This is a genomic window from Rhizomicrobium palustre (assembly GCF_011761565.1).
In the GTDB taxonomy this organism is placed as follows: domain Bacteria; phylum Pseudomonadota; class Alphaproteobacteria; order Micropepsales; family Micropepsaceae; genus Rhizomicrobium; species Rhizomicrobium palustre.
Genome location: NZ_JAASRM010000001.1, coordinates 1,097,856 through 1,124,631, shown reverse-complemented (window position 1 = coordinate 1,124,631; position 26,776 = coordinate 1,097,856). Strand labels below are relative to the sequence as shown.

35 protein-coding genes are annotated in these 26,776 nt (G+C 60.8%); 24 read left to right on the top strand and 11 right to left on the bottom strand.

What is annotated here, in order from left to right; all coding sequences use genetic code 11:
• The first annotated feature begins 110 nt into the window (after window positions 1–110).
• A complete protein-coding gene (locus FHS83_RS04905) occupies window positions 111–2,594 on the top strand; it encodes a glycoside hydrolase family 9 protein (RefSeq protein WP_167081472.1) in 2,484 nt (827 codons plus the stop codon).
• Window positions 2,595–2,745: 151 nt separating this feature from the next.
• Here the strand turns inward: FHS83_RS04905 and hcp are convergent, their stop codons facing one another.
• The 4 genes from hcp to FHS83_RS04885 form a co-directional block, all read right to left on the bottom strand.
• Window positions 2,746–4,410: a hydroxylamine reductase gene (gene hcp / locus FHS83_RS04900; RefSeq protein WP_167081470.1), complete on the bottom strand. Its 1,665-nt coding sequence runs from the start codon at window positions 4,408–4,410 to the stop codon at window positions 2,746–2,748.
• Window positions 4,411–4,584: 174 nt separating this feature from the next.
• Window positions 4,585–4,986 (bottom strand): hypothetical protein, encoded by a 402-nt coding sequence (locus FHS83_RS04895; protein WP_167081468.1) that lies wholly within the window; start codon window positions 4,984–4,986, stop codon window positions 4,585–4,587.
• A gap of 139 nt (window positions 4,987–5,125) precedes the next feature.
• Window positions 5,126–7,204: a transglycosylase domain-containing protein gene (locus FHS83_RS04890; protein ID WP_167081466.1), complete on the bottom strand. Its 2,079-nt coding sequence runs from the start codon at window positions 7,202–7,204 to the stop codon at window positions 5,126–5,128.
• Between the two features lie 116 nt (window positions 7,205–7,320).
• On the bottom strand, window positions 7,321–8,397 hold the full coding sequence (locus FHS83_RS04885) for an AbrB family transcriptional regulator (protein ID WP_167081464.1): 1,077 nt from the start codon (window positions 8,395–8,397) through the stop codon (window positions 7,321–7,323).
• Window positions 8,398–8,481: 84 nt separating this feature from the next.
• On the opposite strand from FHS83_RS04885, the gene FHS83_RS04880 reads away from it, so the two are divergent.
• Complete coding sequence (locus FHS83_RS04880; RefSeq protein ID WP_167081462.1) at window positions 8,482–9,045, top strand: TMEM165/GDT1 family protein; 564 nt, start codon at window positions 8,482–8,484, stop codon at window positions 9,043–9,045.
• A gap of 266 nt (window positions 9,046–9,311) precedes the next feature.
• Here FHS83_RS04880 and FHS83_RS04875 read toward each other — a convergent pair whose 3' ends face one another.
• Together FHS83_RS04875 and FHS83_RS04870 are read right to left on the bottom strand one after the other, a co-directional pair.
• A complete protein-coding gene (locus FHS83_RS04875; protein WP_167081460.1) occupies window positions 9,312–9,872 on the bottom strand; it encodes a DUF4337 family protein in 561 nt (186 codons plus the stop codon).
• A 97-nt stretch (window positions 9,873–9,969) separates the two neighbouring features.
• Window positions 9,970–10,362, bottom strand: coding sequence for a hypothetical protein (locus FHS83_RS04870; RefSeq protein ID WP_167081458.1), 393 nt, complete (start codon window positions 10,360–10,362; stop codon window positions 9,970–9,972).
• A gap of 140 nt (window positions 10,363–10,502) precedes the next feature.
• On the opposite strand from FHS83_RS04870, the gene FHS83_RS04865 reads away from it, so the two are divergent.
• Both FHS83_RS04865 and FHS83_RS04860 read left to right on the top strand, forming a co-directional pair.
• Entirely contained in the window at window positions 10,503–10,859 is a 357-nt protein-coding gene (locus FHS83_RS04865; protein WP_167081456.1) for an ArsR/SmtB family transcription factor, read from the top strand.
• Window positions 10,840–11,796, top strand: coding sequence for an SRPBCC domain-containing protein (locus FHS83_RS04860; RefSeq protein ID WP_208414231.1), 957 nt, complete (start codon window positions 10,840–10,842; stop codon window positions 11,794–11,796). The genes FHS83_RS04865 and FHS83_RS04860 overlap by 20 nt, the downstream gene beginning before the upstream one ends.
• Before the next feature lie 168 nt (window positions 11,797–11,964).
• Here the strand turns inward: FHS83_RS04860 and FHS83_RS04855 are convergent, their stop codons facing one another.
• Complete coding sequence (locus FHS83_RS04855) at window positions 11,965–12,408, bottom strand: MarR family winged helix-turn-helix transcriptional regulator (protein ID WP_167081454.1); 444 nt, start codon at window positions 12,406–12,408, stop codon at window positions 11,965–11,967.
• Between the two features lie 93 nt (window positions 12,409–12,501).
• Between FHS83_RS04855 and FHS83_RS04850 the strand changes: the two genes are divergently transcribed.
• From FHS83_RS04850 to FHS83_RS04840, 3 genes are all read left to right on the top strand, one after another.
• Window positions 12,502–12,921: a VOC family protein gene (locus FHS83_RS04850; protein ID WP_167081452.1), complete on the top strand. Its 420-nt coding sequence runs from the start codon at window positions 12,502–12,504 to the stop codon at window positions 12,919–12,921.
• A 2-nt stretch (window positions 12,922–12,923) separates the two neighbouring features.
• Complete coding sequence (locus FHS83_RS04845; RefSeq protein WP_167081450.1) at window positions 12,924–13,397, top strand: VOC family protein; 474 nt, start codon at window positions 12,924–12,926, stop codon at window positions 13,395–13,397.
• A gap of 321 nt (window positions 13,398–13,718) precedes the next feature.
• Window positions 13,719–14,093, top strand: coding sequence for a hypothetical protein (locus FHS83_RS04840; protein WP_167081448.1), 375 nt, complete (start codon window positions 13,719–13,721; stop codon window positions 14,091–14,093).
• 98 nt (window positions 14,094–14,191) lie between these two features.
• Here the strand turns inward: FHS83_RS04840 and FHS83_RS04835 are convergent, their stop codons facing one another.
• Window positions 14,192–14,512, bottom strand: a complete 321-nt coding sequence (locus tag FHS83_RS04835) for a hypothetical protein (protein WP_167081446.1) — start codon at window positions 14,510–14,512, stop codon at window positions 14,192–14,194.
• 178 nt (window positions 14,513–14,690) lie between these two features.
• Here FHS83_RS04835 and FHS83_RS04830 point away from each other — a divergent pair, with 178 nt between their 5' ends.
• From FHS83_RS04830 to FHS83_RS04820, 3 genes are all read left to right on the top strand, one after another.
• Window positions 14,691–15,935, top strand: coding sequence for an MFS transporter (locus FHS83_RS04830; protein ID WP_167081444.1), 1,245 nt, complete (start codon window positions 14,691–14,693; stop codon window positions 15,933–15,935).
• Window positions 15,936–16,016: 81 nt separating this feature from the next.
• Entirely contained in the window at window positions 16,017–16,421 is a 405-nt protein-coding gene (locus tag FHS83_RS04825; RefSeq protein WP_167081442.1) for a hypothetical protein, read from the top strand.
• Entirely contained in the window at window positions 16,354–17,634 is a 1,281-nt protein-coding gene (locus FHS83_RS04820; RefSeq protein ID WP_208414230.1) for a DNA-packaging protein, read from the top strand. The genes FHS83_RS04825 and FHS83_RS04820 overlap by 68 nt, the downstream gene beginning before the upstream one ends.
• On the opposite strand, the gene FHS83_RS04815 is transcribed toward FHS83_RS04820, so the two are convergent.
• From FHS83_RS04815 to FHS83_RS04805, 3 genes are all read right to left on the bottom strand, one after another.
• Window positions 17,635–17,964, bottom strand: coding sequence for a hypothetical protein (locus FHS83_RS04815; RefSeq protein ID WP_167081438.1), 330 nt, complete (start codon window positions 17,962–17,964; stop codon window positions 17,635–17,637). It abuts the gene before it with no gap.
• Window positions 17,964–18,293: a GrlR family regulatory protein gene (locus FHS83_RS04810; protein WP_167081436.1), complete on the bottom strand. Its 330-nt coding sequence runs from the start codon at window positions 18,291–18,293 to the stop codon at window positions 17,964–17,966. The genes FHS83_RS04815 and FHS83_RS04810 overlap by 1 nt, the downstream gene beginning before the upstream one ends.
• A gap of 124 nt (window positions 18,294–18,417) precedes the next feature.
• Window positions 18,418–18,765 (bottom strand): hypothetical protein, encoded by a 348-nt coding sequence (locus FHS83_RS04805; protein WP_167081434.1) that lies wholly within the window; start codon window positions 18,763–18,765, stop codon window positions 18,418–18,420.
• A 92-nt stretch (window positions 18,766–18,857) separates the two neighbouring features.
• On the opposite strand from FHS83_RS04805, the gene FHS83_RS04800 reads away from it, so the two are divergent.
• From FHS83_RS04800 to FHS83_RS04735, 14 genes are all read left to right on the top strand, one after another.
• Window positions 18,858–20,030, top strand: coding sequence for a phage portal protein (locus FHS83_RS04800; RefSeq protein ID WP_167081432.1), 1,173 nt, complete (start codon window positions 18,858–18,860; stop codon window positions 20,028–20,030).
• 15 nt (window positions 20,031–20,045) lie between these two features.
• A complete protein-coding gene (locus FHS83_RS04795; RefSeq protein ID WP_167081430.1) occupies window positions 20,046–20,312 on the top strand; it encodes a hypothetical protein in 267 nt (88 codons plus the stop codon).
• Window positions 20,309–20,806 carry an HK97 family phage prohead protease gene (locus tag FHS83_RS04790; protein WP_167081428.1) on the top strand — a complete coding sequence of 166 codons (498 nt, stop codon included), beginning with the start codon at window positions 20,309–20,311 and terminating at the stop codon, window positions 20,804–20,806. Before FHS83_RS04795 ends, FHS83_RS04790 begins: the two co-directional genes overlap by 4 nt.
• Entirely contained in the window at window positions 20,796–22,022 is a 1,227-nt protein-coding gene (locus FHS83_RS04785; protein WP_167081426.1) for a phage major capsid protein, read from the top strand. Before FHS83_RS04790 ends, FHS83_RS04785 begins: the two co-directional genes overlap by 11 nt.
• A 138-nt stretch (window positions 22,023–22,160) precedes the next feature.
• A complete protein-coding gene (locus FHS83_RS04780; protein WP_167081424.1) occupies window positions 22,161–22,700 on the top strand; it encodes a head-tail connector protein in 540 nt (179 codons plus the stop codon).
• Complete coding sequence (locus FHS83_RS04775) at window positions 22,697–23,011, top strand: phage head closure protein (RefSeq protein ID WP_167081422.1); 315 nt, start codon at window positions 22,697–22,699, stop codon at window positions 23,009–23,011. Before FHS83_RS04780 ends, FHS83_RS04775 begins: the two co-directional genes overlap by 4 nt.
• Window positions 23,008–23,409, top strand: coding sequence for a DUF3168 domain-containing protein (locus FHS83_RS04770; RefSeq protein ID WP_167081420.1), 402 nt, complete (start codon window positions 23,008–23,010; stop codon window positions 23,407–23,409). The genes FHS83_RS04775 and FHS83_RS04770 overlap by 4 nt, the downstream gene beginning before the upstream one ends.
• A gap of 12 nt (window positions 23,410–23,421) precedes the next feature.
• Entirely contained in the window at window positions 23,422–23,838 is a 417-nt protein-coding gene (locus tag FHS83_RS04765; RefSeq protein WP_167081418.1) for a phage major tail protein, TP901-1 family, read from the top strand.
• Complete coding sequence (locus FHS83_RS04760) at window positions 23,835–24,191, top strand: GTA-gp10 family protein (RefSeq protein ID WP_167081416.1); 357 nt, start codon at window positions 23,835–23,837, stop codon at window positions 24,189–24,191. The genes FHS83_RS04765 and FHS83_RS04760 overlap by 4 nt, the downstream gene beginning before the upstream one ends.
• A gap of 23 nt (window positions 24,192–24,214) precedes the next feature.
• Entirely contained in the window at window positions 24,215–24,325 is a 111-nt protein-coding gene (locus FHS83_RS19885) for a phage tail assembly chaperone (RefSeq protein WP_344100119.1), read from the top strand.
• Window positions 24,326–24,329: 4 nt separating this feature from the next.
• Entirely contained in the window at window positions 24,330–24,848 is a 519-nt protein-coding gene (locus FHS83_RS04750; protein WP_167081414.1) for a phage tail tape measure protein, read from the top strand.
• Between the two features lie 7 nt (window positions 24,849–24,855).
• Entirely contained in the window at window positions 24,856–25,476 is a 621-nt protein-coding gene (locus FHS83_RS04745) for a DUF2460 domain-containing protein (protein ID WP_167081412.1), read from the top strand.
• Window positions 25,473–26,348 carry a DUF2163 domain-containing protein gene (locus FHS83_RS04740; RefSeq protein ID WP_167081410.1) on the top strand — a complete coding sequence of 292 codons (876 nt, stop codon included), beginning with the start codon at window positions 25,473–25,475 and terminating at the stop codon, window positions 26,346–26,348. The genes FHS83_RS04745 and FHS83_RS04740 overlap by 4 nt, the downstream gene beginning before the upstream one ends.
• On the top strand, window positions 26,338–26,772 hold the full coding sequence (locus tag FHS83_RS04735; RefSeq protein WP_167081408.1) for an NlpC/P60 family protein: 435 nt from the start codon (window positions 26,338–26,340) through the stop codon (window positions 26,770–26,772). The genes FHS83_RS04740 and FHS83_RS04735 overlap by 11 nt, the downstream gene beginning before the upstream one ends.
• The last annotated feature ends 4 nt before the right edge of the window (window positions 26,773–26,776 follow it).

The following is a 26,776-nucleotide window of genomic DNA, read 5'->3' as shown; positions in this document are numbered from 1 at the left end:
CTTTTTGGTGAGAGGTAAATTACACCCTTCACGGGAAGATATCACTTCCTCGTGCACCGCTAGGCGGTCCCCTGGCCCCCTGCTACGGTAGCGTTATCAGGGAGAGAATAATGCCGCACAAAACATACAAAAGCGGCGTTGCCGGACTGATTGCTTTGCTCGTGGCGGCGCCGTCCTGCGCTGCTGCGGGGCTTGTCCGCAGCGCCAACGAAACGCTGGAAGAACAAGGTCTTAGCGTTTTCATCGATCACAACAAATTCCACCCCATCTTCTTCGACGAAAAAAACGCCGCCTTGCAGATCGTCCTGCATGGCGAACGCATCGCGACGGACGGCGAGATTCGTCTGAACCCCACGCCTGAGCAGTGGGACCCGATCCCGACCTTTGTGTCGCGCAAAGCGGGCAAGGCCCCTAATCAGGTCGTGGCGAAGTCGGGCTATCCCGCCAAGGGGCTCAGCTACACGACAGAAGTCACCCCCGAAGAGGGCGGCTTTCGCATTGTCGTCAATCTCGACAAGCCGCTGCCGAAGGATCTCGAGGGCAAGGCCGGATTCAATCTCGATTTCCTGCCGACCTCTTATTTCGGCAAGACCTATGTGATGGATGGCGCGCCGGGGCTGTTCCCGCGCACACCGGCTGGACCGATGCTGAAAGATGGTTCGGGTGATCCCGAGCCGCTCGCCAAAGGCGCTCACTCGATCACGCTCTCGCCGGAAGATCCGTTGACGCGAGTCTCGATCACCTCCGACGCTGCGCCCATCGCGCTTTATGATGCGCGCAACCGCGCCCAGAACGGCTGGTTCGTGGTGCGCGCGCTGATCCCCGCGGGTGTTACCAAGAACGCCATCGTCTGGCATGTGAAGCCCAATGTGATCCCGGGCTGGACGCGTGAGCCGGTGGTGTCGTTCAATCAGGCGGGCTATACGCCGGGCCGCTCTAAATCCGCGCTGATCGAGCTTGATCCCTTGTTCAAAGCGCCGGATGAGGCCGAACTCGTCAAGGTCGGCGCTGATGGCAAGTTCACGCCGGTCTTGAAAGGCAAGATCAAGCCTTGGGGGAAATGGACCCGCTATAACTATGCGAGCTTCGATTTCTCAAGCGTGAAGGAGCCGGGCGTTTACGCCATCTCCTATGCGGGCAAGACCACCAATCCTTTCCCGATTGCCACGGATGCCTATGCCAATATCTGGCATGCCTCGCTCGACACCTATATCGCCGAGCAGATGGACCATATGTCGATCCGCGAACAGTATCGCGTCTGGTCCGGCCTTTCGCATATGGATGATGCCCGTCAGGCGCCGCCCAACACCATCCATTTCGACGGCTATAAGATGGGCCCCAATCTGGATTCGCCCTTCAAGCCGGGCGAGCATATTCCGGGCCTCAATATCGGCGGCTGGCAGGATGCGGGCGATTACGACATCCAGACGCCGCAAAATGCCGAAGTGGTGCGCGATCTGGTGCGTGCGCGCGAAATCTTCGGCCTGAAATGGGATGAGACCACGGTCGATGAAAAAGCCCGCGCGGTCGAAATCCGCAAGCCAGACGGCACCGACGATGCCATCCAGCAAATCCGCCATGGCACCTTCCAGCTTCTGGCGCAGTATAAGACCTTCGGTCACGCCATTGTCGGCATCATCGATCCGGTCTTGAAGCAATACACCCATCTGGGCGATTCCGGCTCGCAAACCGATCGCCTGCTTTATGACCCAAGCCTCAAAGTGGGCGAGATCAAGGGCGACCGCTCCGGCACGCCGGATGATCGCTGGGCCTTCACCACCGATGTGCCGTCGGTCAATTACATGGTGGCTTCGGGGCTGGCGGCCTCGGCGCGCGCTTTGAAAGACTCCGATCCGGCCTTGTCGGCGGAAGCGCTTGAAGCAGCCAAGAAGCTTTGGGCCAATCAGCAAAACCTTGGCGACCGCAAGGATCGTCCGGGCCGGGATGATATGCCCGATTGGCTTGATGCCGCCGCGGTGTCGGCCACGGTGGAGTTGATCCTCACCACCAAGGGTGATCCGCTCTATACCGCCAAGCTGAAATCCTTGATGCCGGTGGTGGGCAAGTATTTCAACTTCCTCGCGGGTGAGGTGGTGTTGGCCATCCCGTATATGGATGCCTCTTATCGCCAGGAACTTGAAACCCTCGTCAAAGCCAATAAGCCCAAGCTCGATGCCGAGCTTGCCAAGACGCCGTTCAATGTTCCTGTCGGGCTTGGCACATGGGCCGGGTCAGGTCAGGTCGCCATGTTCGGCAACACCATGTATCTGTTGCACAAGGCCTTCCCCGATCTCATCGGCAAGGAATATTCGCTGGCGGCCATCGATTATCTCTTGGGCCGTCATCCAGTGCATAATCTCTCGCTGGTGACGGGCGTGGGCACCTCGTCCAAGCTCATCATGTATGGCCATAACCGCGCGGATTACTCCTTTGTGCCTGGCGCCTTGACGCCCGGCGTGATCGTGATCCAGCCGGATTATCCCGAGCAAAAGGTCGATTGGCCGTTCTTGTGGTTCGAGAATGAAGCCACTGTTGCGGGCGCGTCGGGCTACATCCTCGCTGCCCAGGCCGCGATCGAAGCGGCGAAGGAATAAGGGTTGTCATCCCGGGCGATCAGGCGATGCACCGCATCGGCTGAGAGACCCGGGATCCACCCGGACGTTGCACAGATTTTGAAATGGGTCCCGGATCGCGCCCCAGTGCGAATGTTGAGATCGCCGAGGGCGCGTCCGGGATGACAGGCAGTTACGCCACCCGCGCCATGCAGGCCGCGATATCGGCATTGGCATCGCCAATCGGCGCGATGCCGAATTTCTCCACCAGCACATTGACCAGCGCCGGGGTGAGGAAGACCGGCAGCGTCGGGCCAAGGCGGATATTCCTCACGCCGAGCGCAAGCAGCGTCAGCAAAATCGCCGCCGCTTTCTGTTCGAACCAGGAGACGATCAAAGACAGCGGCAATTCATTGACGCCCACGCCGAAAGCCTCGGCGAGTTTGGTGGCGATGATGAGGGCCGAATAGGCGTCGTTGCATTGGCCGACATCGAGGAGACGCGGCAGCCCCGCCACGGTGCCGAAATCATGTTTGTTGAAGCGGTATTTGCCGCAGCCCAGCGTCAAGACCACCGTATCCTTCGGCGCGTTCTCGGCAAAATCGGTGAAGTAGTTGCGGCCGGATTTGGCGCCGTCACAACCGCCCACCAGGAAGAAATGCTTGATCGCGCCGTCCTTCACCGCGCCGATCACCTTGTCGGCCACCGAAAGAACCGCCTCGCGGCCGAAGCCGACGAGGATGGTTTTATCGGCGCCGTCTTCGGTAAAGCCGGGCAGGTTTTGCGCGTGTGCGATTATCGCGCTGTAGTCTTCACCGGAAAGATGCTTCACACCCGGCCAGCCGACCGGCCCCAGCGTATAAACACGATCCTTATATTTCGGCGTCGGCTTGATCAGGCAATTGGAGGTGAGAATGATCGGCCCGGGGAATTCGGCGAACTCGATCTGCTGATCCTGCCAGGCGCCGCCGTAATTGCCCGCGAGATGCGGAAATTTCTTGAGGCCGGGATAGCCATGCGCGGGCAGCATCTCGCCATGGGTATAGACGTTGATGCCTGTGCCTTCGGTGGCTTTGAGCAGCACCAGAAGGTCTTTCAGGTCATGGCCGGAAACAAGGATGGCCTTGCCCTTGACCGGCGTCACGCGCACCGCCGTCGGCACGGGCGAGCCAAAGGTGGCGGTATTGGCTTTATCAAGCGCTTCCATGGCGGTGAAATTCACCCGGCCAAGTTCAAGCCCTTCTTCGAGCAGCAGGCCAAGATCGGCCTCCTCTGTGGAAAGGCTCACCAGGGCGCGTTCGATGCCCGCGAACACCGCCTCGCGCTCTTCACCCAGCACGCTCGCATGGTGACCATAGGCGGCAACACCTTTCACCCCGAAGAGCAGCAACGAACGCAAGCCCACCGCGTTTTCGCCAAGCTTCTCGATGCCGTAGAGAATGCCTGTTTCCTGGGCCTGGGCGAGAAGCCCGGCTTGATCGGCGGCAGGCTGGAAAAGGGCGGGGCCGCTCAAGGCTTCCACCGGCTTTCCAGCTTCTTTGGCAGCAGCTTCATACATCGCCTTCGCGCGGTCACGCACCGACGCGGCTTGGTGAATCCAGGCGACGAATTTCTCCGCATCGAAATTGACATTGGTGAGGGTGGTGAAGACGGCGAAGCTGACAAAGCGATCGATCTCGATATCGGATGCGCCGAGCGCGCGGGCCTTCGCGGTATATTGCGCGATGCCTTTGCAGAGATGGATCAGCACATCCTGCAGATCGCTGGTCGCCGCATCCTTGCCGCAAGCCCCGCGTGAGCCGAAGCAGCCATGGCGGCCTTCATCGAATTGGGTTTGTTCGCATTGATAGCAGAACATTTTCTCTTCCTTGGATTTTGCGTTTGCGTTCCCTTAAAGATGCATTCTACGTGCATCTATTGTGAAACTGTACGCCCCATAAAAGAGGTATGCGAATTGACGGATTGTCGCGGCTAATTAAGAGTGCAACGCAAACAAAATGGTGCACTTTGGAGGCACCTATCTGCTTTGCTGTCAGCTTCGGGTGAATATCAGCAAGATCGCGATCTGGCGGATGCGATCTCCGGCTTGTACCGGAACGGGCACGTCGCTGGCGCGGGTGTAATGAACCTCTCCGCCATCGACGACCAGCTCAACGGTGTCGTCATTCCCCCATCGCGCATAGGCTTGGTTGGATCGTGTGACCCAGGCGATTTCGTCGGGCTTGGCGCCAGTGGCGTTGGAGCGCAGGTAGATGTGATAGATGGCTTCGAGCGAATTCTCGTCGCCTTCCAAGGTGGTGACCACCGAGATGCGATTATCGCTAGAGTTGGAGATGATGAGCTCGCGGCCTTTGGTGCCTGGGTCTTTCAGCAGCAGGACTGCTGCGACTGTGATGGTCACCGCGAAAAGCCCGTAGACCAGATAGGATTTCATCTCGAACCTCCCCCGTGGTCCGATGGGCGTGCCCATGGCACCTTGCAATCGAGGGTAGCGGCTCGGTCTCACCAAAACGATAACGCAAAACATAAAAGGCGCCCCGAAGAGCGCCTTTTTGAGAGTTTGTTGATCGGTTCTAGTCGTCGCGACTGGATTGATTATTCTGCTTTTCCTTATCGTCGCCGCCGAACAGCCAGTTGAAGAGACCGCCCGTGGATTTCTTCTTCTCCTGCGGGCCTTCGCTCTGGCCCTCGATTTGCGGCGTGCGGTTGATGGCGGCCTCGTCATCGGCGGTGAAGCCGCCTGGGCCGGATTCCAGCGTCATCTCGCCATTCTCGGCATCCTGCGGCGGCGAACGGTCAAGACCTTTGGGCGGCAGACCCGCTTCGGCGACCTTCATCACCGTTTTCCAGATTTGCGCGGGCAGGGTGCCGCCGGTGACATTGCGCATCGGCGAAGAGTCATCATTGCCAACCCAGACGCCCGTCACATAATCGGTGGTGAAGCCGACGAACCAGGCATCGTGATAATCCTGGGTGGTGCCGGTTTTGCCCGCGGCCTCGCGATCCATCAGGTTGGCGGAGAAGCCGGTGCCGTGGCTGACCACGCCGAACATCATGGCGAGGAGGTCGCGATTGACATGGCTCGCCACCACGCGTTCGCCCGGCACATCCTTGCGCTTATACAGCGTGCGCCCGTCGGGGCCATTCACCTGCGTCACCATATAGGGACGCACGCGCAGCCCGCCCGAAGCGAAGGTCGCATAAGCGCTGGTCAGTTCCAGCGGCGTCACTTCGGCGGTACCCAGCGCCAGCGAGGCGTTAGGCGTGAGCTTGGAAGTGATGCCACAGCGCTTGGCCGCGTCCACGACCGTATCAATGCCGACTTCCTGGGAGAGCTGCACCGCGATGGTGTTGACCGAATGGGCCAAGGCATCGGCGAGCATGATGGTGCCATAAGAGCGCCCGCCGAAATTGGTCGGGGTCCAGCCATTGATCGAGATCGGCGTATCTTCACGCGTCTCCCAAGGCGAAACGCCTGCTTCCAACGCTGCGAGATAGACGAAAGGCTTGAAGGCGGAACCAGGCTGGCGATGGGCCTGAATGGCGCGATTAAAGGTGGATTCGGTGTAGTCGACACCGCCGATCATGGCCGAGACGGCGCCATCGGGCTTCATCACCACCACCGCGGCTTCATGCGCATTGGCCTTCTGACCCTGCTTGCCGGTGATCACCGAATGGGCGGTGCGCCGTGCGATGTCCTGGATTTTGGGTTCCAGCGTCGTGCGCACGGTAAGATCGCCGCCGACCGCCTGGCCGCTGGCTTGCGCCAGCCGCAAAGCTTCTTCGCGCGCCGCATCGAGATAATAGTTGCGCGCTTCGGCGGTGGCGCGATCCACCACCACGGCGGGGTGATCATGCGCGGCTTTCGCTTGCGCCTCGGTAATGGCGCCGGTTTCCACCATGGTGGAGAGCACGACATCGGCGCGTTCCTGCGCCGCAGCGAGATCGCGGCGCGGCGAGAAGACGGACGGCGCGCGGGTTAGCGTGGCGAGCATGGCGGCTTCGGCCAGCGAAAGCTCACGTGCCGATTTGCCGAAATAGATATGGGCGGCACCATCGACGCCATAAGCGCCAGAGCCGAGATAGATGCGGTTGAGGTAAAGCTCCAAAATCTCTTTCTTGGAGAGCGACTTTTCCAGCATCGCCGCATCAAGCTCGGTCTTTAAGCGGCGCGAGAGCGTGCGTTCCTGATTGGTGTAGAGAATCTTGGCGGTCTGTTCGGTGATGGTGGAGCCACCGGCGACCGCGTGACGGGCGCGGATATCGGCCACCAGCGCGCGCACGATGCCACGCGGATCGATCGCGTGATGCTCATAGAAGCGGCGGTCTTCCATCGCGATGAAGGCGGCGGGAAGATAAGCGGGCATCTGTTCCAGCGTCAGGCGTTCGCCCACCGCGGCGCCACGGCGTCCGATCACTTCGCCTTTCGCGTCGAGGAAGGTGAAGGCGACGGGGCGGTTCAGCGCGTAAAGATCTTGCGATCTGTCGAGCGGCGGCGCGATAAGTCCTAAGACAATCGGCAACAGCCAAAGCCCAAGCAGCGGTAAGGTGATGATGCCCACCGCCCAGACGGCGATTTTCAACAGTGTGCGATTGTTGCGGATGATCCACTCTCCCAAGGCGCTACCCGCGCGCAAGAACCCATCAAACATTCGGTCCGCTCCCCAAGATGCGCGTTTGGTGGCCCAAATTTGGGGCGGATTCAAGACTGGCGCTATGTTAACGCCCTGTCAGCCAGGAAGAGCCGCTTTGTTGCGTAGGACTGGCTTTAAGAAGTCACTTTTCCCGCCAAAAGCTTGGCCAGAGCGGGGCCGGTCGCCGTCACGACCAGGAAGCGGGCCATCTGCATGGTCATGACAAAACCGACATCTACGGGTGCAGAGGCCGCAATGATGGCAACCGAATCCGCGCCGCCAGGGCTGGTGGCAAGATAAGCGGTCAAAGGATCAATCCCGGCGAACGCCGAAAGCGCGAAACCGAAGCCGGCGCAGATCGCGATCAAAAGAAAAATCGCCCCCAATAGGCGCGGCAGCGCGCGGGCCGCGTGCAGAAACACCGCGCGTGTGAAGCGCAGGCCAATGGTCCAGCCGAACAGCGCGTAAGCGATGGCGAGAAGCCAAGGCGGAAGCACGATGGTGAGGCCGGCTTCGCTGGCAAGAATGCAGGCCACCATCGGGGTAAGAAGCCCGCCCGCAGGAATCTTCAACAGATGCGCGGCAAGGCCGGAGCCGAAGGCCACTGCCAGAGTCAGCACAAAGCTCACACCATCAAATGCGGGAAACCAATCAATGGGGTTCGGCGCATGGCCACTCGTGGTCATGGTGATGCTGGCCGTCAATGAGGCAAGCCCCGCCACACACATCACACGCAGATATTGCATGAAGGCGACGAGGCGCACATCGGCGCCAAAGACTTCCGCCATCACCACCATGGTCGAGGCCGCGCCGGGGGAAGAACCCCAGATCGCGGTGGTGCCGGGCAGCACGCGTCCGCGCGCCAGGACAAAGCCGATAGTAGCCGCGGCGATGATGGTGGAGCCCACGCCCAAGAGCAGCACCGGCCAATTGGTGAGGATATTGCCGAGATGGGAAAAGGGCAGCGCGCTTGCGATCATCGCGCCGATCAGGGCTTGCGCCGTGCCATAAAGGGGGGCCGGCACGCGGATGCTGCCGCCCGCTGCGGCAAAAAGGATGCCCGCGATCATCGGTCCCAGCAAAAGCCCGGCGGGAATATCAAGCGCCTCCAGCGCGGCGAGAAAGAGCAGCGAAAAGCCAAGCACAATCCCCCATTGCACCGCCCTGTGCGGCGCGATCCGGATCATCAACTTTTCGAGGGTTGCCTCCATAATGGGCCCGTCCTGACGCTTCCTTTTGGCCAAAGCAAGGCCGGGGGGCTTGATCTTTACCTTCCCGCTGGTCTTTCTGCCCGCATGGAAGCGTTTCTTGTCTCTTTATCCGCCGTGGCCGTGGCCGAGGTTGGCGATCGCACCCAGCTACTCTCTTTGATGCTGGTCTGCTGTTATCGCAAACCCTGGGTCATTTTGGGCGGAATTGTGGCTTCGACCATCGTCAACCACCTCTTCGCGGGTGTGGTAGGCATCCTGCTCGCAAGCTGGCTGACTCCGCGCGTGCTCGACGCCATTGTGGCGGTGAGCCTGATGGGCATGGCTGGCTGGACGCTGGTGCCGGATAAGGAAGGCGCCAAGCCGGATTGTTCCAGCCGCAATGTCTTTTTCACCACGCTGACGATGTTCTTCCTCGCCGAGATGGGCGACAAGACCCAGATCGCCACCACCGCGCTTGCCGCGGCCTATCATAATCTCTGGCTCGTTGTGGCGGGCTCGACGCTTGGCCTTCTTCTCGCCAATGCGCCGGTGCTGTTCCTCGGCAATGCTTTCGCCACGCGCCTGCCGCTGAAGACGATCCGCGTCGTCGCCGCGCTGATCTTCGCCGTCCTCGCCGTCCTCTTCGCCGTGCGCGCGATTACGGGGTGATGCTCTTTCAACCCTCCCCTTGAGGGAGTGGCTATCGCGTTTGAGTTTACGCGCCCTATATTGTCATCCCGGACGCGCCCGCGAAGATCGCGTCATCTGGTACAAGGGCGCGATCCGGGATCCACTCAGAAGTCTGAACATTGTCAAAGTGGTTCCCGGCTCTGCGTGCGGTTCGCTTGCGCTCTCGCGCACTTCGGCCGGGATGACAGTTTGAGGTAATTCACTCAAAGCGCTTATCCGCCTCAAGGGGAGGGTGGAGCTTTCGTCTAAAGAAACGCCACCGCTCCCAGCGCCGCACCCACGATGCCCAGCACGCTGGCGGCTTGCCACAGCCAGTTCTTGCGGGTGACCAGCGACACCGTGGTCAGCGCGATAGCGATTTCGAACAATGTGGCTGCGCCCGAAAGCCAGTGATGACGCTCTTCATGCGCGTGCGCTTCGGCGACGAGCTTGCTGCGCTCCTCTTCGAATTTCTTCGCGCGCGTTTTAATCGCGTCCTGCTTGGCGGTTTCGTCTTTGGCCTGCTTCACATAATCGGAAGCCTTCGCGGGGTTCAGGGCGGCAGCCACGGTATAAAGATGCTTCTTCACGCTGTCGGCCTGATATTCCGACCAGGCATCTGTGGCTTCATCCTGCGCCAGCGTGGCTTCGCCGGTGGAGCCAAGCGCCTTGGCGGTTTCGATGGCTTCCAGGTTGCCCGCCACCGCCGCGAAAACCGCGAACGCCGCTACCAAAACCGCGAGGCGCGAGACAAAGCGATCCGGCGCATGGCCTTCATGGGCGAGATGTTCGGTATGCTCATGGGCTTCCAGCGGTGCGTCGTGCATCGAAGTCTCTTCAGTGGCTAAGGCGGCGGGCTTTTACGCTGCGCGGGTTGGCCTCGCAATCGCCCCGTTCACATTGGGAAAATTTAAGCCGCAAGTCTCACGGACAGTTCACGATGCGGCAGGGAATGACGGCGTTTTCGTCGTGATGCCAGCTCGCGCAAATCCTGTGATAGCCATCGGCAACGATCAACGGGATATGGCGCATGGCATCGCCACGCACCAAAAGCACTGGCGACAGCGCCTTGCCGCTGGCGATCTTATCGAGATTGTGCTGCACGAAATAATTATCCTTGCCGAGCACGATGAGCCCCGAGGCGCGTAACAGGTCTTTCGCCTTGCGCCGCAAAATGCGGGCTTTCTTCAGCTTCCTGGCCAACTCCTCGGCCGTCTTAGGCACAAAGATGAGCGAGAGATAATCCTCCGCTGCCGGATAATCATGCTCCTCCGGCTCGTCCATCCAAAGCGCTGGCGCGGGCTTCTTGCCGTTCATCGCTAAGCTCCCCCATGTGCGAAAGAAGATGGCTCTTCAAATCCAGACCTTAGCTGGCACCTGTGTCAAGTCGGCGATGGCCTGCTTGACCGGTCGGGACGAAATCTATATTTAACCGTTTAGTTAAATACGAGTCCGCCATGTCCGATCGTCTGAGTGCCACCTTCGCAGCGCTTTCCGATCCCACCCGCCGGGCCATGCTGGCGCGGCTGGCGTTGAGAGAGATGAGCGTGTCGGAGCTGGCCGAGCCTTTCGACATGTCGCTGCCGGCCATCTCCAAACATCTCAAGGTGCTGGAAAAGGCGGGGCTGGTGTCGCGCGGGAAGGAAGCGCAATGGCGCCCCTGCCGCCTGGAAGCTGAAGCCTTGAAGCCGGTGGATGAATGGCTCGCCCATTACCGCGCGCTGTGGGAGGCGCGCCTGGATCGCCTCGACGCCTATCTCACCGAATTGCAAGCCGCAACCAAGGAGAAGAAACGTGGACGCCGCAAAGCTTGATTTGGAAAAGCGCAGTCTCATTGTCAGCCGTGTATTCGATGCGCCGCGGCAAATGGTTTTCGATGCCTTCACAGATCCGGCGCATCTGGCGCACTGGTGGGGGCCGAAAGGCTTCACCATCACCACGCATCGGTTTGAATTTCGCAAAGGCGGCGTCTGGCGACTGACCATGCATGGGCCGGATGGGCGCGATTACGAAAACTATGTCACCTTTGAAGAGGTCACGCCGCCGTCTCGACTGGTGATGCATTATGGCACCGCAGAAGAGGAGCAATCGCCTACCCATCACGACACCACCATCACCTTCGAAGATCTTGGTGGGCGCACCAAGCTGACGCTGTTCATGGTTTTCCCGACGGCGGAACAGCGCGATATGGTGGTGCGCGACTACAAGGCCGAAGAGGGTGGCAATCAGACCCTTGGCCGTCTCGCCGAATTCCTCGAGGCCGATCTGTTTGTGATTTCCCGCGTCTTCAAGGCGCCGCGGCCCCTGGTATGGAAGATGTATACCGAGATCGAGCACTTAAAGAACTGGTGGGGGCCGAAAGGTTTCGAATGGCTCGGCGGCACGATCGATCTGAAGCCGGGCGGGATGTTTCACTATGGCATGAAAGCGCCGAACGGGTCTGAGATGTGGGGCCGCTTCATCTTTCACGAGATCAAGCCTATCGAGCGCCTCACTTACGTGAACAGTTTCTCCGACGCACAAGGCGGCATCACGCGCGCGCCTTTCTTCGATAACTGGCCGCTGGAAGTTTTCAATGTGATGACCTTGGAAGAAGAGGGCGAAGCGACGCGCATGACCTTGCGCGGCGCCCCCATCAACGCGCGCGAAGACGAACGCGCCCGCTTCAAATCCCATCACGCTTCGATGCAGCAAGGCTTTGGTGCCAGCTTCCAGGCGCTGGAGGATTATCTGGCGAAGCAGAAGTCGTAATCTTCACCTCCCCCTTGCGGGGGCGAGTAGTGCCAGCGTGCGAGCGATCCGTCGTAGCGCGGCGTAGAAGGATCGGGTGGGGGTAAGCGGCGGAGATGTGCTTCAAGCGCTTACCCCCACCCGGATCGCTACGCTCTCCGACCTCCCCGCAAGGGGGAGGTGAAACTCTTACACCAGCGCCATCAATCCCGCCCGCAAGGCCTCTCCGCCGTCGGGCAAGGCGGCGTCGATTTCGGCGTGGGTGGCTTTCCAGATTGGCACGGCGCGCGCCAGCACCGCTTCGCCCTCGGCGGTCAGCGACAACCGTTTGCTGCGCTTATCACTTCTGTCGGGCATGATTTTCACCCAGCCATTGCGCTCGACCACTTTCAGCGCGGCGGTGAGTGTGGTGCGATCCATCGCCAAAAGCTCGGCCACATCTTTCATGGTCGGCGGCGCGGGGCGGTTCAGGCTCATCATCAGGGAAAATTGCCCCGAGGTAATGCCTGCCGGGCGCAAGGCTTCATCAAAGCGACGTGCTAAGCTGCGCGCGGCTCGTTGCACATGCAGACACAGACAGGTGTCACGAACATGCAGGGTGGTTTCGAACGGGACGGGCTTGCCTTTGGCCATATCGCTATATAAGTTGATATCAACATAAAAATTGCAATGGCGCAGAATGCCACAGGCGCCATTCTTTCGTACAGCAAGCAACAGGGGAGTTCCATGCACGTCAACGCGTATCTCTTCTTCAACGGCCGTTGTGCCGAAGCGCTGGAGTTTTATGCCAAGGCTGTGGGGGCCAAGACGCTGCTCACCATGCCTTTCAAGTCGATGCCCAATGCCGAAGGCCATATCAGCCCGGAGATGGCTGATCAGATCATGCATGCCGAATTCAAGCTCGGTGACACCACAATCTTTGCCTCAGATGGCATGCCGGATAACGCCAAACCGCATGGCGGCTATGCCCTCACCATTTCCGCGGCCAGCGTCGAGGAAGCCGAGCGGATGTTCAACGCGTTGGGCGAAGGCGGCTCCGTTTATATGCCGCTCGGCGAGACCTTTTTTGCCGAACGCTTTGGCTCTTTCGCCGATAAGTTCGGCATCGATTGGATGGTGATTTTCGAAGGCAAGAAGGCGCCCTGATCATGCCAAAAATCACACCCTTCTTATGGTTCGATACAGAAGCCGAAGAGGCCGCGCGCTACTACACTGCGATCTTCCCCAATTCGAAGATCACCGAAATCACCCATTACGGCGAAGGGGGGCCGCGCCCCAAAGGCATGGTGATGACGGTGGTGTTCGAGCTCGATGGCAAGCCCTTCGTCGCACTGAATGGCGGCCCGCAATATTCCTTCACCAATGCGGTCTCACTTCTGGTCGATTGCGCCGATCAAAAGGAGATCGATTACTATTGGGAAAAGCTGACGGCGGGCGGCAAGGAAATCGCCTGCGGCTGGCTCAGCGATAAATATGGCCTGCCCTGGCAGATCGCGCCCAAGGATTTCGGGCGATTTTTCCCGAAAGACAATCCGGCCAAGGCCAATGCGGCGATGCAAGCCATGATGGGCATGGTCAAAATCGATCTTGCCGCGATGCAAAAGGCCTTCGACGAGGCTTGAAGCGCGCCCTCTCTGCAATGGTGAGGGAATCGCTTTTGGGTGAAGTAATCCAAGCTGTCATCCCGGCCAAGAGCGCGTTGCAGAGCAACGGGCTCGCCGAGCCGGGACCCACTTCAACACCTGTCAGATTTCAAAGTGGGTCCCGGATCGCGCCCTTGTGTCAGATGACGCGATTTTCGCGGGCGCGTCCGGGATGACAATATGGGGCTTGTAACCCCAAAAACGATAGCGCCCATTCGAGTGTTGAGGAGCCCGTTGCTTTTGCGACGGAAGCGGCGGCATGGCCCGTTCAATCCTGTGCCACTTCAGACAGGATCAGCCATGCCGCGTCTTTCCTCGATTGGTTTCTGCGCCATTCTTTTCGCCGCGCCTGCTTTTGCCCAAGCTCAAGACCAATGCCCGCCGCAAAACGCGATGCGCGCCCGCATGGCGGCGATGATCTCGCCGGAACAGCGGCTGATGATGTTCGCCGATGCGCAAAAGGCGACCGCCGATGGCAGCATCGATATGAAGGATTACCGCGCGATGCAGCGCGATAAGATCCGCGCCATGTCGTCTGAGCAGCGCCAAGCCTATTTCACCGACCTCACCAAGCGCTTCAACGCGCTGCCGCCTGCCGAGCAAAAGGCGCTGAAGGAAAAATCCGAAGCCGCCCGCGCCAAGATGGCCCGCAACTGCCCGCCCGTGAAGGAATAGGGGCTGACGGAATTATCTTTCCTCCCCCGCTATTCGACGATAGTGCAGGTGAGCCGGTCGGGGCTCCGCGAGGGAGGAAAGTTTCTGCCCAATCCTCCTCACCCCCGTCTCCCAAAATAGAACCCGGTCACTGACCCCAGCAGCGCCATCAAGGGGCCGAAGACGATATTGAAGAGCGCCGCCAGCGCCTCGGCATCGTCTTTGGCGCTCTGGGCCGAGAGCTTCAGCAGCGCCGCCGCGCGCTCGGCGTCCTCCTTCGTGCGGATCGCGGCCAGAAGCGCCGGATCGGGCGGATGGGGCAAGAGCGCGACGGCCGCCATCACCATCACATATATAAGGAGTGCGAGAAGCGCCCCCATCAGGGTAAGGGCGATCAGCCGCCTTACCTGCTCCTGCCGCTCTCCATCTTCACCCCGCATCCTCGCCTCCTGCCGCGATTGCGATGCAGGTTAGGAATATTGTCACTAGGAACACAATCCTTTCTTTTGTGACAAAGATTTTTACCCCGGGGTTGGATTTTCTCCCCGCGCAGGTTGAATACTGCGACAGTTTGTCCATATTGGCGGCGTTCTAAAGTTGCTTGCGCGGGGGCGCGACATGGATTTCACCAGTGAAGGCCTTATCACGCCCGAGTTGGCGCCGGAGACGACTCATGTCAGCCCTGTTCCGGTCTGGGTGATGGGGGCGGGATTCGCCCCGGTCGGGATTGGCGCGGCGGTGACCTTGATGGCCATGCCCCAGCTTCTGGCCGCCCGGCATGTTCCCGAGCCGACTATCGCGTCGCTCACCGCTTTCGCCCTTTTTCCCGGTTTTGTCGCCTTCCTTCTGGGGCCGCTGCTCGATTGGCGCCTGCCACGCAAATCCTATGCGATTAGCTGCTATATTCTGGGCGGCATCGGGCTTTTCATGGCGCTGCTCTCCACCGCCAACCTTACGGCGCTCGCTTTCTGGGAATTCTTCGCCATGCTGGCGATCTCGGTCGGCTCGAACGCGGTGGGCGGCTGGTTCTCCTCGCTGCTTTCCAAGAAAGATGCGGGCACCCTCGGCGCCTGGTTCACGGTTTGGAATATTGGCGTCGGTGGAGCGACCGCGATGGCGGTGGTGCCGCTGGTGCGCGCGACCTCACTTGATGTCGGCGCGGTGGTGTTCGGGGTTTGGGCCGCTGCGGTCGTGCTCTTGCTCTTTTTTCTGCCCTGCAAACCAGCCGATGGCCGCCTGGCGCGCGAGAGCGTCACGCGCTTTGCCGCTGATGTGGCGAAGATTTTGAAATCGCGTCTGGTTTTATGGACGCTGCTAATTTTCCTCTCGCCCGTTGCATCTTTCGCGCTGGTCAATGTCCTGGGCGGGCTGGGGCATGATTTCTCGGCCCCCGAACAATTTGTCAGCCTGCTCTTGGGGCTGGGTGGCATAATCGCGGGCGTGTTTGGCAGTCTTTTGATGCCAGTGCTGGAGCGCTGGATTCATCCGCGCATGCTGTACCTTGCGCTCGGTATGGTGGGAGCTGTGGGCACGGCCTTGATCGCGGGCCTGCCCCATAATGCAGGTAGCTATGGCGTCGCTGTTTTGTGGGAAAACATTTTCCAGGCGGCGGGATTTTCGGTTGCCTATGCCGTGATCCTTCGCACCATCAGCCAGGATAGTCCTTTGGCCGCGACCCAGTTTTCGCTTCTGTCTTCGGCCATTTGTTTGCCGCTCACCTATATGCAAGTCGTTGATGCGCAAGGCTATGCGCATGGCGGGCCGGAGGGACTGTTCTTGACCGATGCGGCCATCACCGGCCTTGCTGCGCTTGGCCTCTTTGTGGTGTTCAAGAAATTCCGGCGATTTATTCCGGCGGGCTGAAGATTTTTTGAATTAGGGCTTGAACCCTGCGCCTCTAATTCCCATCTCTCTTACATCCCCAAAAAAGTAAGCCGACAAACGATGAGCGAAGCCGCGCGAAACGGCGTCTCGCGCACGCATCCAAACTATTGGGTGGGTGTCGAGGCCGAAGGCATTCCCCTTGGCTGGATGGATGACATGGTTAAACGCCTACTCATGGTGCTCAACAGCGAATTGATCCGGCTGGAAACAGCCGAGGCGCAGATCAGCGAGAAGAAAGGGCCGGATGGCGAACCCCCGCCTCATGATCTGGATGGCGCGGAGCGGCGCACGCGGCTCGCCAAACAAATGCAAACCTCGCTCGAAAAACTGATGGCGATGGAAGAGGCGGGGGCCAAGAAACGCAAACCCAAGGTGGTCAAGAGTGATGAAGAGGCCGTTGCTGAGATTGAACGCCGCCTGGCTCAGCTTGTTAACGCCCGCCTTGGTACAGGAGGTGATCGATAGCCTGTCAAAGGAGGAGATAGAGATCCTCCTGCAGTGGTGGCATTTTTGGGCGCCGCAAGAATCCCAGCTTCCGCCCGATGGCGATTGGCGCATCTGGCTTTTTCTCGGCGGGCGTGGCGCGGGCAAGACGCGGGCCGGGGCCGAATGGATCGGCGAAGGTGTGCGCACCAGAACCATGCGCCGCATCGGCCTTGTCGGGGCGACGTTTCACGACGCCCGCGCGGTGATGGTGGAAGGCAACAGCGGCCTGCTCTCGGTCAGCAACGGTGCGGTGTTCGAACCTTCCAATCGGCGCATCAAATGGAAAAATGGCGCGATCGCAGATGTGATCTCCGCCGAAGAGCCCGATTACGTCCGCGGTCATCAATTCGATGCGGTGTGGGCGGATGAATTCTGCAAATGGGCCGAACCTCAACAAGGTCTCGACATGATCTTGATGGCGCTGCGCCTCGGCACGGATCCGCGCATGCTGGTCACCACCACGCCGCGCGCCATTCCGGCCATGAAGGCGCTGATGGTCATGCCGGATGTGGTCAAAACCCATGCCAAAACCGCCGATAACGCCGGCAATCTCGCGCCCAGTTTTCTGGCCGGGCTGGAGCTGCGTTTTGCCGGCACCCGCCTTGGCCGCCAGGAGCTTGAAGGCGAGCTGATCGAGGATAATGAGAGCGCCCTGTTCAAGCGCGATTGGATCGAGGCGGCGCGGCTGCGCGCGGCGCCGGAGCTTTGCCGCATCGTGGTCGCGGTCGATCCGCCCTGCTCTGTGGCGGGCGATGAATGCGGCATCGTCGTGGTCGGCAAGGATGAAGCGAACGATGCCTATGTGCTGGCCGACCGCTCCGTCTCGGGCATGTCGTCGGCAGGCTGGGCCAATGCCGTGGCCGAGGCCTATCTCGCTTTCAAGGCCGACGCCATCATCGCCGAAGCCAATCAGGGCGGCGATATGGTGAAACAGGTGCTGGTCGATGCCTTGCCGGAAGCGCCGGTGAAGCTGGTTTATGCCACGCGCGGCAAGCGGACCCGGGCTGTTCCCGCTGCCGCGCTTTATGAGCAGGGCAGGGTGCATCACATCGGCGCCTTCCCGGAATTGGAAGATCAGATGGTGCAGTTCGATGGCACGGGCCAAAGCCCCGACCGCATGGATGCGCTGGTCTGGGCCATTGCCCATCTCTTCCCGCTCATCCGCGCCAATCCGAAGGCACGGGTGGTGTGATCAAACCCCGCTCAACCAATGGAACGAGACATGGATGCGCAAGCCTTGGCGGCCGACGACTTCGGCTTGGAATTCGCCGAAGCTGTCGCCACCAACGCCGGAGAAGGGCGATTCGATGCGATCGAGATAGGCGATCTCGCGCAGGTCGGGGCGATGGCTGTGGCGCGTCAGGGTAAGGTGGCCTCTGAAGCGGTGGCCCTTGCGCACGAACTCGCCGGTGATGAAGTGGGTGACATCGGCGCCGATGATTGTGCCGTCCTTCACCGAACAGATGGCAAGATGGCGGATGCCGCCGGTGCCGAACTCGGCCATGTAGATACCATTACGCATCACAGTTCGCTCACTTTGGCGAATTCGCAAATAAGCGTGAACTCGGCAATCCCGAGCACGCTGGCATGCAAGGTGGCGAAATCTTCGCCCGGCCGTCCGTCGAGATATAAGGTAAACGCATCAAGATCGGGAAACGCATCCGGGTGATTGCTGCTGTCTAATCGGGTGCAGGTCATTTGCCCGACAAACTGGCCTTCTTCCACGCTATAGCGCCCAACCGAGGCATAGCTGCCATCGCAGCCCAGAATATCGCCATCACGAAAAGCCAGAATACCGGCCGATCGGCCATTGGGGCCTCTGTACCAAACACGATATACGCCGTTCTGCATGCACAAATTCCACTACGCGAGGGATTGCTCTTAGCGTCTCAAGACGTCGCAAGCAAAGAATTGTAATGTCGTCTAATACGTTTGTTGGCTGATTTTCTTTATAGCCGCGCTCAGCGATTGATCTTTACCAAAAAAGCCCGTGACCGAAATATGTCACGGCCGTGATTGCGCCGCCGATGAGCAGCATTGCTCCGTAAGTGAACACGCGCTCGCCTTCTGGCGGCCTTGAATGCCAAAAGGAAGGAGTCTTGCGCAACAGCGCCAGCGCTGTGGCGATGCCGAAGAAGCATGAGGCCAGGAAGTAATTGCGGCCCCAGCCTTTGAGAAAAACGGCGCCCAAAAACATGGCAGCGGCGAGGGGAATAAGTATCTCGCCGAGTCGTATGGCGGTGCCGAAACGCCCGTCATCGCGAGACAGGATGAAGCTCAGCCCTGCGAACACGATCAAGCTTGCAACGAAAAAGCCCAGCACGGCTGTTTCCTAACATTTTCCGTCTCAAGAGCGCCATCAGCCTATCGCTGGTGCCACCACCGCGCCAGAAGCCTCAACTCAGGATGGATCATATGCTGAATTTGTTTTCCCGCTTTGCTGCCGAAAAGAAAGCGGCGCCGCATGCTGCCTCGCCCTTCATCGCGCTCTCTATGATAGGGGCGCCGCGCTGGAGCGGGCGGGACTTCACCTCGGCTGCTCGCGAAGGTGTGATCGCCAATGCGGTTGCCTATCGCTGTGTGCGGATGATCGCAGAAGCCGCCGCCTCTGTTCCTTGGTTGCTTTATGAAGGGACGAGCGAGATCGCGGCGCATCCTTTGCTGTCCTTGCTCGCAAGGCCGAACCCGCATGAAGAGGGCACCGCCCTGTTCGAGCGCTGGTATGGTTTTCTGCAATGCGCGGGCGATTCGTATCTGGAGGCGGTGAGCGCTTCGGGCAGTTTGCGCGAACTCTATGTTTTGCGGCCGGATCGAGTCGTTCTAGTGGCTGATGCGCGCGGCTGGCCTATTGCTTACGACTATACAATTGAGGGCCGCACCCTGCGCCTGGCCCGTGATGCCACCGGCTTCCTGCCCGTTCTGCATGCCAAGCTGTTTCATCCGCTTGATGATCATTATGGGCTTTCGCCGCTCGCCCCCGCGGGCACCGCGCTCGATGTGCATAATGGCGGTGCGGCCTGGACCAAGGCACTGCTCGACAATGCGGCGCGGCCTTCGGGGGCGCTGGTCTATAAAGGCCCCGACGGCGCGGTCTTGAGCGATGAGCAATTCTCCAGGCTGAAGCGCGAGCTCGATGAGAGCTATACCGGCTCTGCCAATGCCGGGCGCCCCATGGTGCTGGAAGGCGGGCTTGATTGGCGCAGCATGAGCTATTCGCCAGCCGAGCTTGATTTCGCCAATTCGCGTGCGGTCGCGGCGCGGGAGATCGCGCTGGCCTTCGGGGTGCCGCCGATGCTGCTCGGCATTCCGGGCGACAACACCTATGCCAATTATCGCGAGGCCAATCTCGTCTTCTGGCGCCAGACGGTTTTGCCTTTGGTGGCGCGCACCGCCCGCGCGCTCACGGGATGGCTCGCCCCGCGCTTCGGCGAAAATCTGCGCCTCAGCTATGACGTCGACGCGGTGGAAGCCTTGGCCTTGGAGCGCGAGGCGGTGTGGAACCGCCTCGCCGATGCGAGCTTCCTCACCCTCAACGAAAAACGCGCCGCGGCGGGCTATTCGCCGGTCAGTGGCGGAGATGTGTTCTAAGGAAAGGCACCGATCGTGACCTTAAGCGATATCGTCCAGCCCGCGCTGGACCGAAAACTGCCAGCCGCCCTTGTGGCGGCTTTTTTATTGCAGACGGCAGGCGCGCTGTTCTGGGCGGGCTCTGCCGCCGAGCGCATCGCCACGCTGGAGCGCTCCACCGTGGCCGATCAGCAGGCATTGGCTCGCGTCGCGGTGCTGGAAAGTCAGATCGCCACCATTCGCGCCAGCCTCGACCGTATCGAGACCAAACTCGATACGCGCCCCGCGCGGGGTGCGCCATGACCTTGATTACCTCCGTGCGGCGCCCGCTGACGCGCCGCTCTGTGCCCGCGCGCCTCTCCTCGCTGAAGGAGGATGAGTTCGAAGGCTATGCCTCGCTTTTCGGGGTTGCCGATGGCGGCGGCGATGTGGTGCTGCCCGGCGCCTTCGCCACCAGCCTGCGCCGCCGCCCGGCGGAGAAAATCCGTATGCTCTATCAGCATTCGGCTTCGGAGCCCTTGGGTGTCTGGGTGGACATCAAGGAGGATGCGCGCGGCCTCAAAGTGCGCGGGCGTCTGGTGCTTGATGTGGTGCGGGCCCGCGAAGTGCGGGCGCTGTTCGCCGAGGGCGCGCTCAACGGCCTCTCCATTGGCTTTCGCACCATCCGCGCCAGGAAAGATCCTGGTACGGGCCATCGCCTTCTGAGCGAAATCGAGCTTTGGGAAATCTCGGTCGTGACCTTCCCCCTGCTCGCCGGATCCCTGGTCACGGCCGTGGGAGCTTCCTATGGATCTTGAAACCAAAGCCGTCACGCCGGAGATGAAATCGGCCTTTGATGATTTCCTCTGCGCCTTCGAAACCTTCAAACAGGCCAATGACGAAAGACTTGCCGAGCTTGAAACGCGTTCGGCCGATGTCATCACCGAGGAAAAGGTCGATCGCATCAACCGCGCCCTCGACGAGCAGAAGCGCCAGCTCGACGAGTTGACCCTGGCTGCCGCGCGTCCGCAGCTTTCTGGTGAGCGCAAATCGGTTCCGCGTGGCGAGCGCGAAGCCAAGGCCGCTTTCGAGCGTTATGTCCGTCAGGGCGATTCCAGCGGTCTTATCGAAGCCAAAGCGATGAGCACCAGCACCGCGAGCGCAGGCGGTTACACCGTGCCGCTGGAAATCGAGCAGACCATTGACCGCGTACTCGCCAAGGTCTCGCCCATTCGCGCCATCGCCACGGTGCGCCAGATCGGCTCCAATGTGTATCGCAAGCCGATCACCACTGCTGGTGCGGCAACGGGCTGGGTGGCCGAAACCGATGCCCGCCCGCAGACCAACACGCCGACGCTCACCGCCATCGATTTCGCCACTATGGAGCTTTACGCCATGCCGGCGGCGACCCAGGGTCTGCTCGACGACAGTCAGGTCGATCTTGAAACCTGGCTGGCCGAAGAAGTGCAGACCGTCTTCGCCGAACAGGAAGGCGCAGCCTTCATCAGCGGCAATGGCACGACCCAGCCCAAAGGCTTTCTCACTGAGACGGCGATTGCCGACGGCTCTTGGGCCTGGGGCAAGCTTGGCTATGTCGCTTCGGGCGCCGATGGCGCCTTTGCCTCCACCACGCCTAGCGATGCCTTGATCAGCCTGGTCTATGCGCCCAAGCAGGCCTATCGCGCTAATGGCTCCTGGCTGATGAACCGCAAGAGCGAAAGCGCCATCCGCAAGCTGAAGGATGGCCAGAACAACTACATCTGGCAGCCCGGCACCAGCGCCGGCCAGCCCGCCACGCTGCTCGGCTATCCGGTGGTGGAGGCGGAAGACATGCCTGACATCGCCTCGGGTTCCTTCGCGATTGCCTTTGGCGATTTCAAGCGCGGCTATCTCATCGTCGATCGCGTCGGCGTGCGGGTGCTGCGCGATCCTTATTCGGCGAAACCCTACGTGCTCTTCTACACCACCAAACGCGTCGGCGGTGGGGTGCAGAACTACGAAGCCATCAAGCTGATGAAGTTCGCGGTGAGCTGACACTTTCACCTCCCCCTTGCGGGGAGGTCGGAACGCCCAGCGTTCCGGGTGGGGGCTTCTATCCCCCCACCCGAAATGCCGTCGCGGTGCTCCGCCATTTCGACCTCCCCGCGAGGGGGAGGTTGAGGAGATTCCTCCATGTCTCTTTCTCTTTCCTCTCCTCCTGTGGGCGAGCCGGTGACGCTTGTCGAAGCCAAGGCGCATTTAAAGCTCGACACATCTGATGACGATGCCTTGCTCGGTACGCTGATCACCGCCGCGCGCGCCCGCGCCGAATGGCATACGGGCCGCGCTTTTCTCAGCCAAAGCTGGGTTCTGCGCCTCGATAATTGGCCCGAGATGGTGGAGATTCCGCTGCCGCCATTGCAGAGCGTTCAAAGCCTTGCCTGCATCACGGCGGATGGCATCCGCACCCTGTGTGATCCCGCAAGTTATCGCGTCGATACGGCGAGCGTACCGGGGCGCGTCTTCCTGCCCAAGAAGCCGAACAATTTGCGCAAGCAGGATTGCCTCGAACTCGCCTTCGCTGCGGGCTATGGCGACACTGTTCCTGCCGCATTGAAAGAAGCGATCCTGCAGATCGTCACCGATCTTTATACCCATCGCGGCGATGAGGGGGCGCTTGTCTCCCCTGCGGGCCAGGTGCTGCTCGCGCCCTATCGGATATTCAAACTATGAGCTCGCTGGGAAAGCTCAATCAGCGCGCCGAGCTTCTTGCACATACGCTGCAAAGCGATGGTGGCGGCGGTTATAGCGATGTGTGGGCAGTGATCGCGACCGTCTGGATCTCTATCGCGCCGCTCGCCGCCGCCGAGCGCATCGGTCCTGGGCGTCTGGAATCCAAAGCCCGCCACAAGATCACCTTGCGCGCGCGCAGCGATCTTAGCGTCGGTCAGCGCCTCTCTACCGCCAGCCGCATATTTCAGATTCACGCGATGGAAGATGCGGGCGCGCCGATCATCACCCTTCTGTGTGAGGAACTGCCATGACCGCGCCAAGCTGGGCCCTGCAACGGGCCATCTTCGCGGCGCTCTCCGCCGATGCTGCGGTGACGGCGCTGATCGGCACGCGCATCTATGATGGTGTGCCCGCAGCGGCGCCGCTGCCTTATCTCGTGCTGGGGGAGAGTGAGGAACGCGATGCTTCCAGCGATACGCCCGCCACGCGCCACGCTTTGCGTCTCACCATCTGGTCGCGCGGCGGTGGCACGCGCGAGGTCAAAGAGATCGCGGGCGCGGTGATCGCCGTTTTGCATGGCGCGGCACTGACGCTTTCCGGTCACCGCCTGATCGATCTTGCTTTCACCTCTGCCGAGTATGGCCGCCAGAGCAATGGCACAGCTACCCGAGCCGTGTTGCGCTTCTCGGCGTTTACTGAACCTTTTTAGAAAGGAAACACCATGACCGCCCAACGCGGCCGCGATCTTTTGATCAAGATCGGCGATGGCCAAAATCCTGAGACCTTCACCACCGTGGCGGGGCTGCGCACCACAGGGCTCAGCTTCAACGCCACCACCATCGACATCACCAATGCCGATTCCACCGATATGTGGCGCGAGCTTCTGGCGGCAGGCGTGAAATCGGCCGCGCTTTCCGGCTCCGGCGTGTTCAAAGATGCGGCTTCCGATCTTGCCTTGCGCAGCGCCTTTTTCGCGCAGAGCCTGACCAATTTTCAGATCGTCATCCCGCATTTCGGCACCGTCGCAGGACCCTTCAAGCTGACAGAGCTGAAATATGAAGGTCCCTATGATGGCGAGGTGAAGATTCAGCTCTCGCTCGCCTCCGCCGGCGCGCTCAGCTTCGCGGCGCTGCCATGACCAATGCCATTCGCGGCGAGGCTGCGCTGGAGTGCGGCGGGGTACGCTACACGCTGCTTCTCACCCTTGGCGCGCTCGCCGACATCGAAGAGGGCTTGGGTCTTTCCGATCTCTCTCACATTGGCGCGCGTCTGAAACAGGCACGAGCTTGCGATATCGCGGTGATCGCGGCGGCGCTGTTGAAAGGCGGCGGGCACCACCTCTCGCCGCAAGACGTGCTTTGTCTGCCGCTCGATCTCGGCAGCCTGCTCGCCGCCATCGCAACCGCCTTCGCGCGCGCGGGCCTTAGCAAGGAACCGGGTGAGAACACCGCCGGCCCTTTCGCTGGGCCGATCTCATCGCCCTCGGGCTAGGCCGCTTTCACTTAACGCCTGCCGTGTTCTGGGCGCTGTCTCTGCCCGAATGGCGCGCGCTGACATGTCCGCCGCCACGCGCCTCACTCACCCGCGCCGATCTTGGCGCCTTGATGCAACTCTATCCGGACTAGACCCATGGAAGATGATCCGCTTGAGAGCGCTGCAGCCGCGCTGCAAGATTTCGCCGCTGGCCCGGTGACGGCCGCCACGCGGTCCATCGAAACCGCGATAGATCGCACCTTCACCGCTTTCGAACATTCGGTGGCGCGCGCGGTGGTCTCTGGCAAAGCCTCGTTCGGCGATTTCGTCACCTCGGTGCTCTCTGATCTCGACCGGCTGGCCGCCAATCAATATCTCACCCAGCCTTTGGAAGGGCTCATCAGCCAGGCCGTCACCGCCATGCTGCCGCTCGGCGGGGCGCGCGCGTCCGGCGGGCCGGTGGCGGCGGGCAGCGCCTATCTCGTCGGTGAGAAGGGGCCGGAATTATTCGTACCCGGAGAAAGCGGCGCCATCACGCCCAATTCCGCGCTCGCGACGCGCCAAGCCATCACCGTCAATGTCACCGCGCCCGATGCGGCAAGCTTCCTCAAATCGGAAAGCCAGATCGCCGCCATGCTGGCGCGCGCGCTCGCCCGCGGACAAAGAAATTTGTGAGGGACGCATGTTTCACGAAATCCGCTTTCCCACCACCATTGCCTTCCACTCCCATGGCGGCCCAGAACGCAAGACCGAGATTGTCACCCTTGGCTCCGGCTTCGAAGAGCGCAATGCCGTCTGGGCGCATGGGCGGCGGCGCTATGATATCGGCTATGGCCTCAAGACGCTGGATGACATTCATGCGGTGATTGCGTTTTTCGAAGCGCGTCTGGGGCGGCTTTACGGTTTCCGCTTTAGGGATTTCACCGATTATAAATCCGTCTCGCCCACCGCCCCGATCACCCCGCGCGACCAGGTACTCGCTACCGGCGACGGCACGGCCAAGCGGTTTCAGCTCATCAAAACTTATAACTCCGGCCCATCTTCCTATCAGCGCCCCATCGTAAAGCCGGTGGCGAGCACGCTGCGGATTGCGGTGGCGGGTGTGGAGCAAAGCGGATTCACCCTTGATGCCGCCACAGGCCTTGTCACCCTCGCCACCGCGCCATCTGCGGGCGCGGCCGTTACCGCCGGATTCGAATTCGATGTGCCGGTGCGCTTTGACAGCGACAAGCTCACCGTCAACCTCGCCAATTTCCAGGCGGGCGAAATTCCGTCCATCACCTTGGTGGAGATCCGGGTATGAAATCACTTCAGCCCGCGCTTGCCGCCCATCTCGCCAGTGGCACGACCACACTCTGCTGGTGCTGGAAGATCACGCGCGGTGATGGCGCGGTGCTCGGCTTCACCGACCATGATCAGCCGCTTTCCGTCGCGGGCATCACATTCGAAGCCGCCACCGGCTTCACCGCCAGCGAAGTGCAATCCGGTCTCGATTTATCTATCGACAATCTCACCGTGGAAGGCGCGCTTTCTTCTGACAGTATCAACGAAGCCGATCTCGCGGCGGGGCTGTTTGATTGCGCTGCGATTGAGATCTGGCGCGTGAATTGGGCCGATGCGAGCCAGCGTGTCTTGATGCGCAAAGGCACGCTGGGCGAGGTCAAGCGTGGCAAGACGGGCTTCTCCGCCGAAATGCGCGGACTGACGGCGGCGCTCAATCAGCCGGTCGGCCGCGCCTTTGGCCATTCCTGTGATGCGATGCTGGGCGATGCGCGCTGCAAAGTCGCGCTCACGCCCATCACGGGGTCTGTCACCACGGTCACCGATACGCGCCGTTTCTCCGTCAGCGGATTATCTGGCTGTGCTGCCGGATGGTTCGCTGAAGGCGTTCTGCATTTCACCAGTGGTGCCAATGTGGGCCGCAGTGCTCTTGTCAAACGCCACGCATTGGCGGGAAGCGCCGTCACACTCGAGCTATGGCAGGCGATGAGTAAGCCAATCGCGCCGAGCGATGCTTTCACCCTTACGCCGGGCTGCGACAAGCAATTCGCCACCTGCCAAACAAAATTCGCCAACGTCGTCAATTTCCGTGGCCACCCCTATATGCCAGGAACGGCGGCGGCGCTGGCGGGTGTTTCGAAACCCTTGGATGGGAAAAGCCGCTATGGCCATTGATCGCGAAACGCTTCTCGTCGCCGCGCGCGGCTGGATCGGCACGCCCTATGTGCACCAGGCCGCGCTGAAGGGCGTCGGCTGCGACTGCTTGGGTTTCCTGCGCGGGCTTTATCGCGAGCTTACCGGCGAAGAGCCGGAGGATGTTCCCCCGTACGATCCTTCATGGCATATCGGCGGTGAGGAGTTGCACACAGGCTTCGCACGGCATTTTCCCGAGATCACGTCCGCTGCTGCAAAGCCCGGCGATGTTCTTCTCTTTCGCATGGTGCCGCGCGGGCCTGCGCGCCATTGCGGGTTGCTTGCGGATAAAGAGGGCGCGCCAACGCTTATTCACGCCCGCCAGAACAAGCGCGTCAGCGAGGAAGTGTTCAGCGCCTTTTGGCGCGCGCGTGCGGCTTACGCTTTCCGGTTTCTCAAGGATTGATCCC